This window comes from Sulfitobacter sp. GN1-4 (assembly GCF_055693825.1).
Window position 1 is genome coordinate 1351159 of sequence record NZ_JBVFUQ010000003.1, and the last position, 13740, is coordinate 1364898.

Annotated in this window: 11 protein-coding genes; 6 read left to right on the top strand and 5 right to left on the bottom strand. The window is 61.4% G+C overall.

Going from position 1 to position 13740, the window contains the following annotated elements; all coding sequences use genetic code 11:
- Positions 1–85: 85 nt before the first annotated feature.
- Positions 86–628, bottom strand: a complete 543-nt coding sequence (locus ACZ1HM_RS07115; RefSeq protein WP_472742150.1) for an LOG family protein — start codon at positions 626–628, stop codon at positions 86–88.
- Positions 629–731: 103 nt separating this feature from the next.
- On the opposite strand from ACZ1HM_RS07115, the gene ACZ1HM_RS07120 reads away from it, so the two are divergent.
- On the top strand, positions 732–2165 hold the full coding sequence (locus ACZ1HM_RS07120; RefSeq protein ID WP_472742151.1) for a LysM peptidoglycan-binding domain-containing protein: 1434 nt from the start codon (positions 732–734) through the stop codon (positions 2163–2165).
- Between the two features lie 144 nt (positions 2166–2309).
- Positions 2310–4169, top strand: a complete 1860-nt coding sequence (locus tag ACZ1HM_RS07125; RefSeq protein WP_472742152.1) for an ABCB family ABC transporter ATP-binding protein/permease — start codon at positions 2310–2312, stop codon at positions 4167–4169.
- Between the two features lie 32 nt (positions 4170–4201).
- Here ACZ1HM_RS07125 and ACZ1HM_RS07130 read toward each other — a convergent pair whose 3' ends face one another.
- The 4 genes from ACZ1HM_RS07130 to ACZ1HM_RS07145 all read right to left on the bottom strand — a co-directional run bounded on the left by ACZ1HM_RS07130 (position 4202) and on the right by ACZ1HM_RS07145 (position 9879).
- Positions 4202–4654: a DUF302 domain-containing protein gene (locus ACZ1HM_RS07130; protein ID WP_472742153.1), complete on the bottom strand. Its 453-nt coding sequence runs from the start codon at positions 4652–4654 to the stop codon at positions 4202–4204.
- Between the two features lie 89 nt (positions 4655–4743).
- Complete coding sequence (locus tag ACZ1HM_RS07135) at positions 4744–5613, bottom strand: efflux RND transporter permease subunit (RefSeq protein ID WP_472742154.1); 870 nt, start codon at positions 5611–5613, stop codon at positions 4744–4746.
- Positions 5594–8635, bottom strand: a complete 3042-nt coding sequence (locus tag ACZ1HM_RS07140; protein ID WP_472742155.1) for an efflux RND transporter permease subunit — start codon at positions 8633–8635, stop codon at positions 5594–5596. The genes ACZ1HM_RS07135 and ACZ1HM_RS07140 overlap by 20 nt, the downstream gene beginning before the upstream one ends.
- Positions 8632–9879: an efflux RND transporter periplasmic adaptor subunit gene (locus ACZ1HM_RS07145; RefSeq protein ID WP_472742156.1), complete on the bottom strand. Its 1248-nt coding sequence runs from the start codon at positions 9877–9879 to the stop codon at positions 8632–8634. Before ACZ1HM_RS07145 ends, ACZ1HM_RS07140 begins: the two co-directional genes overlap by 4 nt.
- Before the next feature lie 216 nt (positions 9880–10095).
- Here ACZ1HM_RS07145 and ACZ1HM_RS07150 point away from each other — a divergent pair, with 216 nt between their 5' ends.
- The 4 genes from ACZ1HM_RS07150 (at position 10096) to der (ending at position 13739) form a co-directional block, all read left to right on the top strand.
- Positions 10096–10797 carry a hypothetical protein gene (locus ACZ1HM_RS07150; protein WP_472742157.1) on the top strand — a complete coding sequence of 234 codons (702 nt, stop codon included), beginning with the start codon at positions 10096–10098 and terminating at the stop codon, positions 10795–10797.
- A 56-nt stretch (positions 10798–10853) separates the two neighbouring features.
- Complete coding sequence (locus tag ACZ1HM_RS07155) at positions 10854–12047, top strand: PQQ-binding-like beta-propeller repeat protein (RefSeq protein ID WP_472742158.1); 1194 nt, start codon at positions 10854–10856, stop codon at positions 12045–12047.
- Complete coding sequence (locus ACZ1HM_RS07160; RefSeq protein ID WP_472742159.1) at positions 12044–12208, top strand: hypothetical protein; 165 nt, start codon at positions 12044–12046, stop codon at positions 12206–12208. The genes ACZ1HM_RS07155 and ACZ1HM_RS07160 overlap by 4 nt, the downstream gene beginning before the upstream one ends.
- A 61-nt stretch (positions 12209–12269) precedes the next feature.
- Positions 12270–13739, top strand: a complete 1470-nt coding sequence (der, locus tag ACZ1HM_RS07165) for a ribosome biogenesis GTPase Der (protein ID WP_472742160.1) — start codon at positions 12270–12272, stop codon at positions 13737–13739.
- Position 13740 lies beyond the last annotated feature (1 nt).

Sequence of the window (13740 nt, forward strand, 5' to 3'; positions counted from 1 at the left end):
CCGCGGGGACAGAAACGGAAAATGCCGCCAAACCAATGCCTTGTCGCGGATTTAACACTTAAGTAGGGATTTGCCCGTCGGCCTCTCAGCCTGTCAGCGCCGCAAGCGCGCTTTTGGCGTCTGGCACAAAGGTCAGGAAATCCAACAGCGATCCATCCGCAAACCCCTGTGCCACCACATGGTCCAGCAGCCCCCGCAACGGATCCCAGTAGCCTTGCGTGTTGACCACAAAAACCGGCTTTTCGTGCAGGCCCAGCTGCCGCCAGGTGAGCACTTCGAACATCTCATCCAAAGAGCCCGCGCCGCCGGGCAGGACGACCACGGCATCGCAGTTCATGAACATCACCTTTTTGCGTTCATGCATCGTTTCAGTGACCACGTAAGTTGTCAGATCGGTTTTGCCGACCTCCCAGTCCACCAGATGCTGGGGGATCACGCCAAAGGTTTCGCCGCCGGCGGTTTGGGCCGCCCGCGCCACGGTGCCCATCAGCCCCACATCGCCCGCGCCGTAGACCAAGCGCATGCCGCCTTTCGCCAGCCCCGCACCCAAAACCTGCGCATCCGCGGCATAGGCCGGATCCACGCCGGGGCGTGACCCACAATAAACACATACAGATTTCCGCATCACACTGCCGCCTTTTGCTTGCAAAACCGCTCTTAGATGAAGAGGACGTGTTTTGACCCTTGTTTGCCTGCTTGTTAATAAGGCTCAATCTAACGGGAAGGTGACGATGCGCAATATCTTGGCAGGTCTGAGCGGCACCAGTGGCATGATTGCTGCGGGCGGTGTTTGTTTGGCCTTGGTTGCGGCGGGCTATTGGGTGTCGACCAACCGGGCGCAGGCGCCAGCGGTGCAAGAGGTTGCCGCCGTGCAGCCCGATGACACGGTGTCAGAGGCCGCACCGACGGTAGCCGCTGAAACGGACGTGGTGGAAGAGACCGCGCCAGCGGTAGCCGCTGAAACAGATGTAGTGGAAGAGGCCGCGCCCGCGCCATTGCCCGCCAACCCCAGCTTTGATGAGGTCCGCCGCGAAGCGGACGGCGTGACGGTGATTGCCGGTCAGGGTGTGCCGGGCGCGGATGTCTGGGTGCTGCAGAACGGCACCGAAGTTGCGCAGGCCAAAGTGGATGCCTCAGGCGCCTTCGCGATGATTGCGCTGATCCCGCCTGACGGTGAGGCCCATGTGCTGACCCTGCTGCAGCGCGCCGAAGGCGGCGAGCAAGCCTCGGACGGTGAGATTATTTTGGCCCCTCTCGCGGCACCGGTTGAGACGGCTGAGGTGGCACCGACAGAGGATGCTGCTCAAGAGGAGGTCGCCCAAGAGGATACGGCCCAAGACACCGCCTCGGCAGCCATAGAGGATGCACCCGTTGTGGCGGAGACCGCTTCAGAAGATACGGCAGCTGTTGAGGAAACGGCTGCGGTGGCTGCGACGGAGACAGCGCCGGCCGAAGTGGCCACTGTTCCCGAAGTGTCGCAAGACGCCCAGACGGCGGAGGCGGAAACGGAAACGGTTACAGCTCAGGACGATGCGGTAACGGTCACGTCTGTCACGCAAGAGGAAAGCGTGGCGGTGGCCGATGCGGCACCTAAGCCAGACACGCAAACACCGGCGCAAGAGCCTGAGAGCACAGCGGTGGCCGTGCTGAAATCCACCGCTGAGGGCGTTGAGCTTTTGAACACCAAGCCGCCAGAGGTGATGGACAACGTTGCACTGGATACGATCAGCTATTCGGACGGTGGGGATGTTGAACTGGCCGGGCGGGCGCAATCTGAGGCCTCTGCGGTGCGCGTCTATCTCGACAATGATTCCGTGGTTGACCTGCCCGTCGATGAACAGGGGCGTTGGCGCGGAGAGCTGCCGAACGTGGATGAAGGTGTCTACACCCTGCGCGTGGACGAAGTGGCCGAGGACGGCAAAGTGACCAGCCGGGTGGAAACCCCCTTTAAGCGCGAAGCGCCAGAGGTGCTGGCCGCAGCGGTCGAAGGTCAGGACGGCCCCATCAAGGCCATCACCGTTCAGCAAGGTGCCACGCTGTGGGCGATTGCGCGCGAACGCTATGGGGACGGCCAGCTTTACGTGCGCGTCTTTGAGGCCAACCGCGCAGCGATCCGCAACCCCGATTTGATCTACCCCGGTCAGATCTTTGACCTGCCGGACTAAACCCGCCGGGTTTTGTCAAACGCCTGCGGATAAACCGGTGAGACCTTTGGGGGTTTTTCTGGGTGCGCGCGCGGGTGCTGTGTCTGCTGACTGGCATCTACCCCTGTGGCGCGCTATGTAGCTGCGAAACACGACGGAGCCGTTATGGCCGCTGACACGACGCAGACCCCAAGCCCATCCAAAGACACCACCGAAGCTGAGAAAACCGAAGCTGAACGCATTGCCGACGAAGAACGGCAATCGGGCTTTTTGGTGCTGCGCAAGGTGGCCCCCTACCTTTGGCCCGCAGATATGCCGTGGGTCAAACGGCGGGTGGTTTTGGCGCTGGCCGCACTCTTTGTCTCAAAGCTCGTTGCGGTGACCACGCCGCTTTTCTACCGCGATGCGGTGGATGCTCTGGCGGGCGACGGGGTGCCGATGGTGGCACTTGGGGCGATTGGTCTAACGGTGGCTTACGGCATGGCGCGGCTGATGTCTGTTGGGTTTCAACAGCTTAGGGATGCGATCTTTGCCCGCGTAGGGCAACGGGCGCTGCGCATGCTTGCGCTGGAGACGTTCCAACATATCCACCGGCTGTCCATGCGCTATCACATCACCCGCAAGACCGGCGGGCTCAGCCGGATTATTGAGCGGGGCGTTAAGGGTGTTGAATTCCTGCTGCGGTTCTTGCTTTTCAGCATCGGGCCGCTGATCCTGGAATTGGTGATGATCGGCGTGATCCTGACGATCATGTTTGATGCGACCTATCTGTTGGTCGTGGCGGTCACCATTGGGCTTTATGTCTGGTTCACCTTTTCGGTCACCGAATGGCGGGTGCGGCAGCGCCGTCAGATGAACGCGGCGGATACGGACGCGAACCAAAAGGCCATCGATAGCCTGCTGAACTATGAAACGGTCAAATACTTCGCCGCCGAAGAGCGGGAGGCCCAGCGGTATGACAATGCCATGGCCAGCTATGAGGACGCGGCGATCAAGACCAGCATGAGCCTTGCGTTTTTGAACTTTGGCCAGTCGCTGATCATTACGGGCGGCCTGGTGGCTGTGATGGTTATGGCGGCCATCGGGGTGCAGAATGGCACCCTGACGGTGGGCGATTTCGTGATGGTGAACGCCTATATGATCCAGATCACGGTGCCGCTGAATTTCCTCGGGACGGTGTACCGCGAAATCCGTCAGGCACTGGTGGATATGGGTGAGATGTTTGGCCTGCTCGAACAACCAGCCGAGATCAGCGACAAGCCGGGCGCGCCGGACCTGAAGGTGACGGGCGGGCGGGTGACGCTTGAGAACGTGCGCTTTGGCTATGATGCGGACCGCGAGATCCTCAAAGGGGTGAGCCTTGAGGCGCAGCCGGGCGAAACCGTGGCGATTGTTGGCTCAACGGGGTCGGGCAAGTCCACGATCGGGCGGCTTTTGTTCCGGTTCTATGATGTGGGGGCCGGTGCGCTGAAGATTGACGGCCAGGACGTGCGGGATGTGGCGCAGATGAGCTTGCACCGCGCGATTGGCGTGGTGCCGCAGGATACGGTGCTGTTTAACGACACGATTGGCTACAACATCGGCTATGGCCGCGATGAGGCGCGTCAGGAAGATATTGAGGCCGCCGCACGTGACGCGCAAATCCATGATTTCATCATGGGGCTGCCGCAGGGCTATGAGACAACGGTGGGCGAGCGTGGATTAAAGCTGTCGGGGGGCGAAAAACAGCGCGTCGGCATCGCGCGCACCTTGCTGAAGAACCCGCCGATCCTGTTGCTGGATGAAGCGACATCAGCCCTGGACAGCGACACGGAGCGTGAGATCCAAGAGGCTTTGGCGCGGGCAGGGCAGGGGCGCACGGTGCTGACGATTGCGCACCGGCTGAGCACGGTTGCCGAAGCCGACAGGATCGTTGTGCTGGAGCAGGGCAACGTGGTGGAACAGGGTCGGCATGATGAGTTGCTGGCGCTGGAAGGGCGGTATGCGCAGTTGTGGCAGCGTCAGCAGGCCGAAGACGACAGCTGACGCCGCTTGGCGTGGGCGGTGAGGCCGCCGCGCTATTCCGCGGCCACCGCTTTTGAGGTGAGCTTGTCCAGCGCGCCGGTCATCATTTGAATGTATTTGGCATCTGCGGGCAGACCGTGGGTTTGCGCAAACGTGGCAGGCGCATGGTAGGTCAGGTGCACCGTACCGTCGGCATCCGCATAGGCCAGCACGCGCATGGGCAGATCAAGCCCTGCGGTTTGCCCATCAAGCATCGCCGGTGTGCCAAGTTTCGGATTGCCAAAGATCAGCAGCTGCGTCGGGCGCAGGTCCATATCCACTGAGGCCGCACCAGCCGCGTGATCGACACGGGCAAAAACGGTGGCCCCCGCGCCCTCAACCGCAGCGGCAAGACGGTCCATGGTCACCGCGACGGAATGCGGGCTGGTTTTGCTGATCTTTTCTGCAGCGGCAGGCAGGGCGAGGGCGGCTGTCATCGCTGTGGCGGCAAGGGCGTTACGGATCATGGTGGGCTTCCTTTCAGGTTACCCCCGTGATCCTAGCCCCCTCACCCGCAGATGCGAGGGGCGGGCCCCTCACATCTGCTTGATAGGTGTTATTCCGCTGGTGTGGCTGCGGGGGTCGCGGCCGGGCCGCTATTCGCCGCAGCGACAAAGGGTTCATCCGGGTCCCAGACCAGTTCCCCTTCGCCCAGACGCCGCGCATCGCGCTGCAACGCCCAGTCCCGCGCCGCACGAGAGGCCCGGCCCAGCGACATGCGCGCCAGAAGCCGCGCGATCCAGCGGACATATGTGGTGGCCCAGACGCGGATCGCCAACATCGACGGTGTCACCATCAGCGTCAGCACGGTTGCGATGCCAAGGCCAAAGACCACAGCCGTGGCCAGCTGTTTCCACCACAGGGCGGTGGGGCTGTCGATGGAATAGCCGCCTTCGGCGAAGTTGAGCGAGAGGCCAAACATCATCGGGGCCAGCCCCGCCATCGTTGTGATGGTGGTCAACAGCACCGGGCGGATGCGCGCCTGCGCGGTGCGAATGATCGCCTCGATCCGGGGCATGTAGCGTTCGTATTCCTGGTAGGTGTCAATCAGGATGATGTTGTTGTTCACCACAATCCCCGCCAAGGCCACAATGCCGGTGCCTGTCATGATGATGGAGAATGTCTGATCCATCACAAGCATACCGATCAGCACACCGGTTGTGGACAACACCACCGCCAAAAGCACCAGAATGGCATTATAGAACGAGTTAAACTGCGCCAGCAGGATGATGAACATCAGCCCCAGCGCTGCTGTGAAGGCAGAGCTGAGGAAGGCCTGGCTTTCGGCCTGGTCTTCCTGATCGCCGGTCCATTCGGTTGTGACACCCAGCGGGAAGGGGCTTTCATCCAGCCAGTTGGTCAGCTCAGCAATGCGTTCGTTGGGGTTGATCGGCACCAGGCGCAGCTCACCGGATCTCGACCCCACCGGCGATGTCGATGCCGTCGGCCTCGGCGGTAAGTTCGGTGATCTTATAGGGCACCCCATCGGGCGAGACGACATCGCTGTCATTGCCCGCAGGGCGCAATGTGCCCAGGGACGTCAGGACGTCCACCCCATCCACGCGTGCCACACTGGCCACTTTCATCAGGCCGGGGGCCACATCCGCCTTCACGTCAAGATAGCGTTTTTGGTCCACACGGTTGATCTCGGCCAGCTTGGGCACGGGCGTGCGGGTGATGAAGTTGCTGAGCGGGATCAGCCCATCGGGCGTGCGCACCTTGAGGTTATCAAGCGTGCTGAGCACGCGGTCCTCTTCGGGCAGGCGCACGCGGATCTCAATCTCTTCATCCGAGCTGTCGACACGCATAGTGTCAAGCAAGATGCCCCGTGTCACAAGCTGCACCATGGCCCCAACGGTCACCACGTCTGCGCCGTAGCGGCCCGCTTTTTCGACATCCACATCAATCTGCCAGTCAATGCCGGGCAGGGGGCGGGTGTCTTCGATGAGGGTCAGACCGGGGGTAGCTTCGAACTGGGCGCGGGCCGCGATGGTTGCGGCCACCAGATCGTCATAGTTATCGGACTTGAGCCGCAGGTGCACCGGCTTGCCCGAGGCCGGGCCACGGTCCAGTTGCAGGATCTCGATCTTGATGCCCGGAATGTCCGACAGCTCTTCTGTCAGCTCTGCTAGGATCACGTCGCCGTCAAAGGCGGTATCTTGGGTTTCGCGTGTGATCTGCGCGTTGAGGAGCGGGATGGTGAACCACGGCTCGCTCTTGTTGGGCCGGTCTTCCCAGGGGATGGTTTCGATCTGGATCTGGCCAATCGTATCCTTGGGGGCCTGCGCGCCGCCGGTGTTGGAGTTCAGCCCGCCTTCGCCTGCAAAGGAAAACACGGTCTGGATGCCGGGATGGGCCAGCACAAAGGTCTCGGCACGTTCGAGAATGTGGTCTTTTTCCTCCAACGACATGTTGCCGCGCGCCAGCACATAGACAATGGCCTGTTCGGGCTCAGATTCCACAAAGAACTCGACCCCTTTGGAGTTGTTCCCAAAGAAGATCATCACCGTGCCCACAAAGACAAAGACCACACCGGCCAGCACCAAAGGCATGACCGGATTGCCCACGATAAAGGCGATCAGCCGGCCAAAGCCGTTGCGGCGGTAGCCTGCTTCAATGCGCTCAGGCGTGGTGCGGAAAAGCTTGGAGGTGAGCCAGCGCCCGCCTTTGCCTGCGCGTGTGAAGACCGCAAAGAAGGCCAGCATCGCGATCATGCCACCGCCCAAGCCGATGGAAAGCACCGCGGCCAGCACCACCACGCAAAGGAACACGGTCACAAAGGTTGGGATAACCGATCCCAGAATGTTGTAGCCATCCATCACCGCGAACTGGGCTGAGATGACGCCAAAGACGGGCGGCATCACGGCCATCGGGATAAAGATCATCGCGACCGCCAGCGGGAAGATGAGGATGTGCAGATACCACCGCAAACCCGCGATGGCCTCCATCCAATCGGCCATCCAACGCTCAAGCCGGCCGGTCACACCGCCCATCACGGGCAGATAGATCAGCGCCACCACCAAAGAGGCGGAGAGCACGAAGATAAGCGTCACAGGCAACATCCCCATGAACTCACCCGGCACGCCGGGCCAGAACAGCATCGGCAAGAAGGCGCAGAGCGTGGTCGCCGTGGACGAAATGATGGGCCAGAACATGCGCTTGGCGGCTGAGACATAGGCCTGCATCGGGCCTTCGCCCTGTTGTTGACGGGCATCGGCGTATTCCACCACCACAATCGCGCCGTCCACCAACATGCCCACCGCAAGGATGAGGCCGAACATCACGATGTTGGACACCGAAATGCCCATGAGCGCCAGAAAGGCAAAGCACAGCAGGAAAGAGGTTGGGATCGCAAAGCCCACCAAGAGGGCCGCACGGATGCCAAGGGCGGCAAGGACCACGATCATCACCAAGGCAATGGCCGTAAAGACGGAGCCCAAAAGCTGCTGCACCATGGAGTTCACGACGCGGCTTTGGTCATTGGACGTGCCCAAGGTGACCGCCGCCTGCAGCCCTTCGGGCCAGTCTGCGGCACTGGCTTCAACAATCTCTTTGACCTGGGTGGAGGTGTCGATGAGGTTGAAACCCTTGCGTTTGACAACCTGCAGGGCCAGCGTTTTTTCGCCGTTAAAGCGCGCCGTGCCCACGCGGTCTTCGAAGGTGAGGTTGATCTCAGCCAGATCGCCTAGGGTGACAACACGGTCGCCGTTGGTTTTTACGGGCAGCGCATAGACATCGCGCGCTTCATCGAAAGAAGAGGGGATTTTGACGGCAAAGGCACCTTGTTCGCCTTCAATCTCGCCCGCGGCAATCAGTTGGTTGTTGTTTTGAACGACATTGATCAGCTCACCTGCGGTGACGTTGTAGGCCTCAAGCCGCAAAGGGTCGATCACAACCTCAAGCATTTCATCGCGCGTGCCTGCCAAGCCAGCCTCAAGCACCGCATCAAGACCTTCGATCTGGTCCTGCAAATCGCGGGCCACCTGGGCCATTGTGCGTTCGGGCACGGGACCGGTGAGATTGACGATGATGATGGGGAATTCGGAGAAGTTGAATTCGTTGATGGAGTATTTCTCATACCCATCCGGGAACTGCGATTCCGCCGTCGACATTGCATCGCGCACGTCGGCCATGATCTGGCTTTTGTTCCAGCCAAACTCAAACTCCAGCACCACGCCCGCATAGTTTTCAGCGGCGGTGCCGGTCATGGTTTTCAACCCGTCGAGATCGGCAAGTTCGGTCTCCATCGGTTTGACCAGCAATGTCTCACTGTCCTCGGCTGAGATGCCGGGGAATTGGACGGAGACGAAGAGGGCAGGGATTTCAATGTCCGGCTCGCCCTCTTTTGGCAGGGTGGAATAGGCATATCCGCCGACCACAAGGCTCAGCAGGATAAAGGCCAGCACCATGCGGGCACGGCCGGCGGCCCAATCGACGATACCGCTCATTGTGTGACCTCTTCCCAGGTTGGGGCGACCTTGACGCCGGCGGTGACATATTCCTGGCCCACGACAATCACATTGGCGGTTTCGGGCAGGCCGGTGACCCAGATGCCGTTGCGGGTGTCACGCATCACGCCGATGGGCGCGAATGACACGATGGCGCTGTCATCGACCAGGCGAACGCCAAGCGTGCCTTCGTCGTTCAGGGTCATCGCGGATTGTGGGATCAGATGTGCCTTCACCCCGGCAGAGGAAATGGCGATTTCGGCTGTTTGACCGTCACGGATGGCCAGATCAGCGTTCGGCACCGCAATCTCAACCCGGAAGGTGCGGGTTTGCGGATCGGCTGAGCGGGACAGGAAGGTGACCTTGCCCACGACTTCTCCGCCGCCAGCGGCCAGCCGCGCCCCGGCGGTGGCACCTTCTGACACTTTTTGCACCTCAGTTTCTGGAACGAAAGCCACCAGCTTGATCGGGTCCAGCTGGATGATGGTCGCGCAGAGCGATCCGGGCTGCAGGAGGCTGCCCAGCTCCGCCGTATCGCTTTCCAACAGCCCGCTGAACGGGGCGGAGATGGTCAAACGCTCAATCTCTTTTTCAGCGCTGGCCACAGCGGCGGTGGCGGCTTGAATGCCGGAGCGTGCCGCGCGCAGGCCTGCGGTGGCGCTGCTGACGCCAGCCTGTGCGGCAGCCTCAGCCGCATCAGCGGAGGCCAGACGCGTTTGGGATGCAAATCCATCCTCGCTCAGACGGGAGGCTGCGTTTTGATTGATCCGGGCTTCTTCCAGCCGGGCTTGCGCTTCTGACAGGCGGGCCTCAGCCTCAGGCACGCGGGATTCCGCCTCGGACAGGCGCGCGCGTGCTTCATCCAATGCAGCGCCACGGGTGCCGGGATCCAACACGCACATGGCGTCGCCTTCGGTGATCCGCGCGCCTTTGCGCAAAGGTTCTGACACCACGATCGCCGAGGTTTCTGAGCGGACATCAACCTGGCGCGCGGCCTCCGTTTCGCCGCGCAGGATCACCGCGCTGTCGACCTGTTGGCCCACCACCTTGCGGACCTGCACCTTGACCAGATCGCCGGTGTTTTCGGGTGCTTCGGCCACCTCTGGCGCCTGAGCCTCAATCACCTCCGCCGTCGGTGTTTCCGGCGATGCGCCAAAAAGGGCCATCAACTGGGGACGTGCCAGAATGGAAAGAGCAAGCAGAGCTGCCACTGCCAGTGCTGCCAAAATCGAAAACAAGCGCATGAGAGACCTCGTTGTGTCGCAGCCTGCGCCACCCGGCCAGGCTTCTGAGGGGTATGTAGTGTCAAAAAAGTGAACTGACTAGTTTAGATGGTAACTTTTTTTGCCTGCGAGAGCATTCTGCGTAATTCCTAAGCAAGACCGCTGCATATGAGGGCCTTGGCTTGGCCTCGGGGGCGGGGTATGAGGGGCGAAATTGTGCAAGCCAGGGGCGCGTTCATGAGCAACACAGACAGCTTTGTTGAAGAGGTCAATGAAGAGGTCCGGCGGGATCAGCTTTATGGCTATCTGCGCCGCTACGGTTGGATTGCGGTGCTGGCGATCATCTTGATCGTGGGCGGGGCCGCGTTTTCTGAATACCGCAAAAGCCAAAGTCAAGCGGCAGCGCAGGCGCTGGGCGACAGCCTGTTGGCTGCTTTGCAAAACGATGATGAGGCCGCACGGGCCGCAGCGCTGGCAGAAATTGAGCCGGGCAGCGCCACCGCGGCGGCTGTGTTGCAACTGCTGACCGCGGCGGAGCAGGCCAACGCAGGCGAGGATGCCGCAGCTGTTGAGACGTTGAATGCCCTGGCCGTGAATGGTGACGTGCCCGAGATTTACCGCCAGTTGGCACAGTTCAAGGCGATCACGCTGCAAGGGCCTGACGCACCGGTTGAGACCCGCCGCCAAGCCTTGGAGATCATGATGCAACCGGGCCATACCATGCGCATGCTGGCAAGTGAGCAGATGGCCTTGATCGACATCGAAGTGGGCGAGACACAATCGGCCATCGACCGCTATCAGGCCATCTTATCTGACGCCGAGGTCAGCCCAGACTTGCAACAGCGCGCCCTACAGGTGATTGTGGCGCTGGGCGGAGAGCCAGAGCTGGCCAATGTCCCGTGTTTGGGCGGGCAAAGCGGTGACGCAGAGGGTAATTGAAGCGCATCGACCAACGGGTTCCGTCGTGTTGCGTGAAACAAAGAAGTGAGCAGGCCATGATCCTAGAGGCACCTTTTGGCAAACGCGTGTGGCTTATGGGCCTTGTCGCATCCGCGCTGCTGCTAAGCGCATGTGATGAAAAGCAAACCTTTTTGCCCGGGCCACGTGAAGACGTGGGCGCTTTGGTGCAGGATCCCGCCCTTGCAGCGTCTTTCGTGCGCAGCCCTGAGGTGGAAAACCGGTCCGTGCCGATTGCGCTGGGGGCTGCGAAAACCAACGCCAGCTGGACCCATGAGATTGGCACGCCCAGCTACCGGGTGGCGCATCCAGCGCTGCGCGCCGCACCGCAGCTTGCCTGGTCGGCCAAGATTGGTGCAGGTGACAGCCGCAAGTTCCGCATCACCGCAGACCCCGTTGTGTCAGACGGCCGGGTCTTTACGCTGGATGCAGGCGCACAGGTTGCAGCGACCTCTACCTCTGGCCAAACCTTGTGGACCACAGATCTGACCCCGGCGAGCGACCGCGAAGGTCAAGCCTCGGGTGGCGGGTTGGCTGTTGAGGGCGATACGCTTTATGTCTCTGTGGGTTACGGCGTTCTGGCCGCCTTGGATGTGACATCTGGGGCGCTTCGCTGGACACAGGATCTGGATGCGTCAGGTTCTGGCACGCCCACGGTCTTTGGCGATCTGGTCTATGTCACCGCAGGGGACGATACTGGCTGGGCTGTCGAAAAAGACAGCGGGCGGGTGGCCTGGCAAACCGGTGGCAGCACCAGCTTGAACAACGTGTTGGGCGCACCCGCCCCTGCGTTGACAGGTCAGTTGGCGATCTTTGCCTTTGGCTCAGGTGAAATTCAGGCGGTGTTCCGCCGTGGCGGTCTGCCCCGATGGACCAGCTCTGTGGTGGGCAAGCGGCCCGGACGCGCGCTGTCGTCGATCATTGATGTGACCAGCCCGCCTGTGATCTCAGGCGACCGGGTCTTTGTGTCAAACCAATCGGGCAGCCTGTCTGCGCTGTCGCTCAGCAATGGGGAGCGGCTGTGGAGCGCGCCGGATGGGGCGACCTCTCCGGTTTGGCCTGCGGGGGGATCTGTCTTTGCGATCAGCGATTTGAACGAAGTGTTGCGGCTGGACGCCAGTGACGGCAGCCGGATCTGGGGCGTGCCCCTTCCAAACTTCGTGAAAGAAAACCGCGCCGCCAGTCCGAAGTGGTCCCGCACCATGGCCCGGTTGTTGCAGGTGGGCGGGTGATCGTCGCCTCAGGCGATGGCGTGTTGCGCAGCTATGATCCCCAAGATGGCACCCTGACGGCGACCGCAGAAATCCCCGGCGGAGCGACAACCGCCCCCGTCGTGGCGGGCGGGACGCTCTATGTGGTTTCGCGCAAGGGTGATTTGCTGGCTTTCCGTTAAGCGCGAAATGGTCTAAACGCGCGGTCTGTTCTGCCCCGGCTGGGGCGTTGGAGCCAATGACATGTCCTTTACCCTCGCCATCGTGGGGCGCCCGAATGTGGGCAAATCCACGCTGTTCAACCGCCTTGTGGGCAAACGCCTGGCGCTGGTCGATGACCAGCCCGGTGTGACGCGCGACCTGCGCGAAGGGGCGGCACGGCTGGCGGACCTGCGCTTTACCGTGATTGATACCGCCGGGTTGGAAGAGGTCACCGACGACAGCCTGCAAGGGCGGATGCGGCGGCTGACCGAGCGTGCGGTGGATATGGCCGACATCTGCTTGTTCATGGTGGACGCGCGCACAGGCATCACGCCCTCGGATGAGCTTTTTGCCGATATCCTGCGCAAGCGCGCCGATCACGTGATCCTGGCGGCCAACAAGGCCGAAGGCAAAGCGGGCGAGGCGGGGGCGATGGAGGCCTATAGTCTGGGTCTGGGCGATCCCATCAGCCTGTCGGCTGAGCATGGTGAGGGTCTGACAGACCTTTATAATGCGCTGATGCCGCTGGCGGATTCATATGCCGAGAAAGCTGCCGAAGATGCGCCAGAGACAGATGTTGACCTGTCTGAGGAAGAGGCAGACGCCGAAGAAGATCTTGAAGCCATCCCGATGCCAACTGCGGCCAAGCCACTGCAAGTGGCGGTGGTTGGGCGGCCAAACGCGGGTAAATCGACGCTGATCAATCAGATCCTGGGCGAAGACCGCCTGCTGACGGGACCAGAGGCGGGGATCACCCGAGATGCGATATCTTTGCGCACCGAATGGCATGAGGTGCCGATGCGGATCTTTGACACCGCAGGCATGCGCAAGAAGGCCAAGGTGCAGGAAAAGCTTGAGAAATTGAGCGTGTCTGACGGGCTGCGGGCGGTCAAATTTGCCGAAGTTGTCATCGTGCTTTTGGATGCGGAAATCCCCTTTGAACAGCAGGACCTGCGCATTGCCGATTTGGCGGAACGCGAGGGGCGTGCCGTGGTGGTGGCCGTGAACAAATGGGACATTGAGGAAGACCGACAAGGCAAACTCAAAGCCCTGAAAGAGGCTTTTGAGCGGCTTTTGCCCCAGTTGCGTGGCGCGCCGTTGATCACCGTATCGGCCAAGACGGGCCGGGGCCTTGACCGGCTGCACGAGGCGATCATGCGTGCCTATGAGGTCTGGAACCGCCGTGTATCGACTGCGCAGCTGAACCGCTGGCTGTCAGGCATGATGGAAGCGCATCCGCCGCCCGCGCCGCAAGGCAAGCGGATCAAGCTGCGCTACATGACCCAGGCCAAAACGCGGCCCCCCGGTTTTGTGGTGATGTGCAGCCATCCTGACAAAGTGCCCGACAGCTATAACCGCTACCTGGTGAATGGTCTGCGGCTGGATTTCGACATGCCGGGTACGCCCATTCGGTTATGGATGCGTGGGCAGAATGACGCCAACCCCTATAAGGGGCGCAAAAAGGCGCAGCCGTCAAAGCTGCGCAAGCACACCGATGGGCGGCGGAAGTGAG

Excerpts from the sequence above, each read along its gene's own strand:
- ACZ1HM_RS07120 (WP_472742151.1), top strand. The coding sequence starts at position 732 with ATGCGCAATATCTTGGCAGGTCTGAGCGGCACCAGTGGCATGATTGCT.
- ACZ1HM_RS07125 (WP_472742152.1), top strand. The coding sequence starts at position 2,310 with ATGGCCGCTGACACGACGCAGACCCCAAGCCCATCCAAAGACACCACC.
- ACZ1HM_RS07130 (WP_472742153.1), bottom strand. The coding sequence starts at position 4,654 with ATGATCCGTAACGCCCTTGCCGCCACAGCGATGACAGCCGCCCTCGCC.
- ACZ1HM_RS07140 (WP_472742155.1), bottom strand. The coding sequence starts at position 8,635 with ATGAGCGGTATCGTCGATTGGGCCGCCGGCCGTGCCCGCATGGTGCTG.
- ACZ1HM_RS07145 (WP_472742156.1), bottom strand. The coding sequence starts at position 9,879 with ATGCGCTTGTTTTCGATTTTGGCAGCACTGGCAGTGGCAGCTCTGCTT.
- ACZ1HM_RS07150 (WP_472742157.1), top strand. The coding sequence starts at position 10,096 with ATGAGCAACACAGACAGCTTTGTTGAAGAGGTCAATGAAGAGGTCCGG.
- ACZ1HM_RS07155 (WP_472742158.1), top strand. The coding sequence starts at position 10,854 with ATGATCCTAGAGGCACCTTTTGGCAAACGCGTGTGGCTTATGGGCCTT.
- der (WP_472742160.1), top strand. The coding sequence starts at position 12,270 with ATGTCCTTTACCCTCGCCATCGTGGGGCGCCCGAATGTGGGCAAATCC.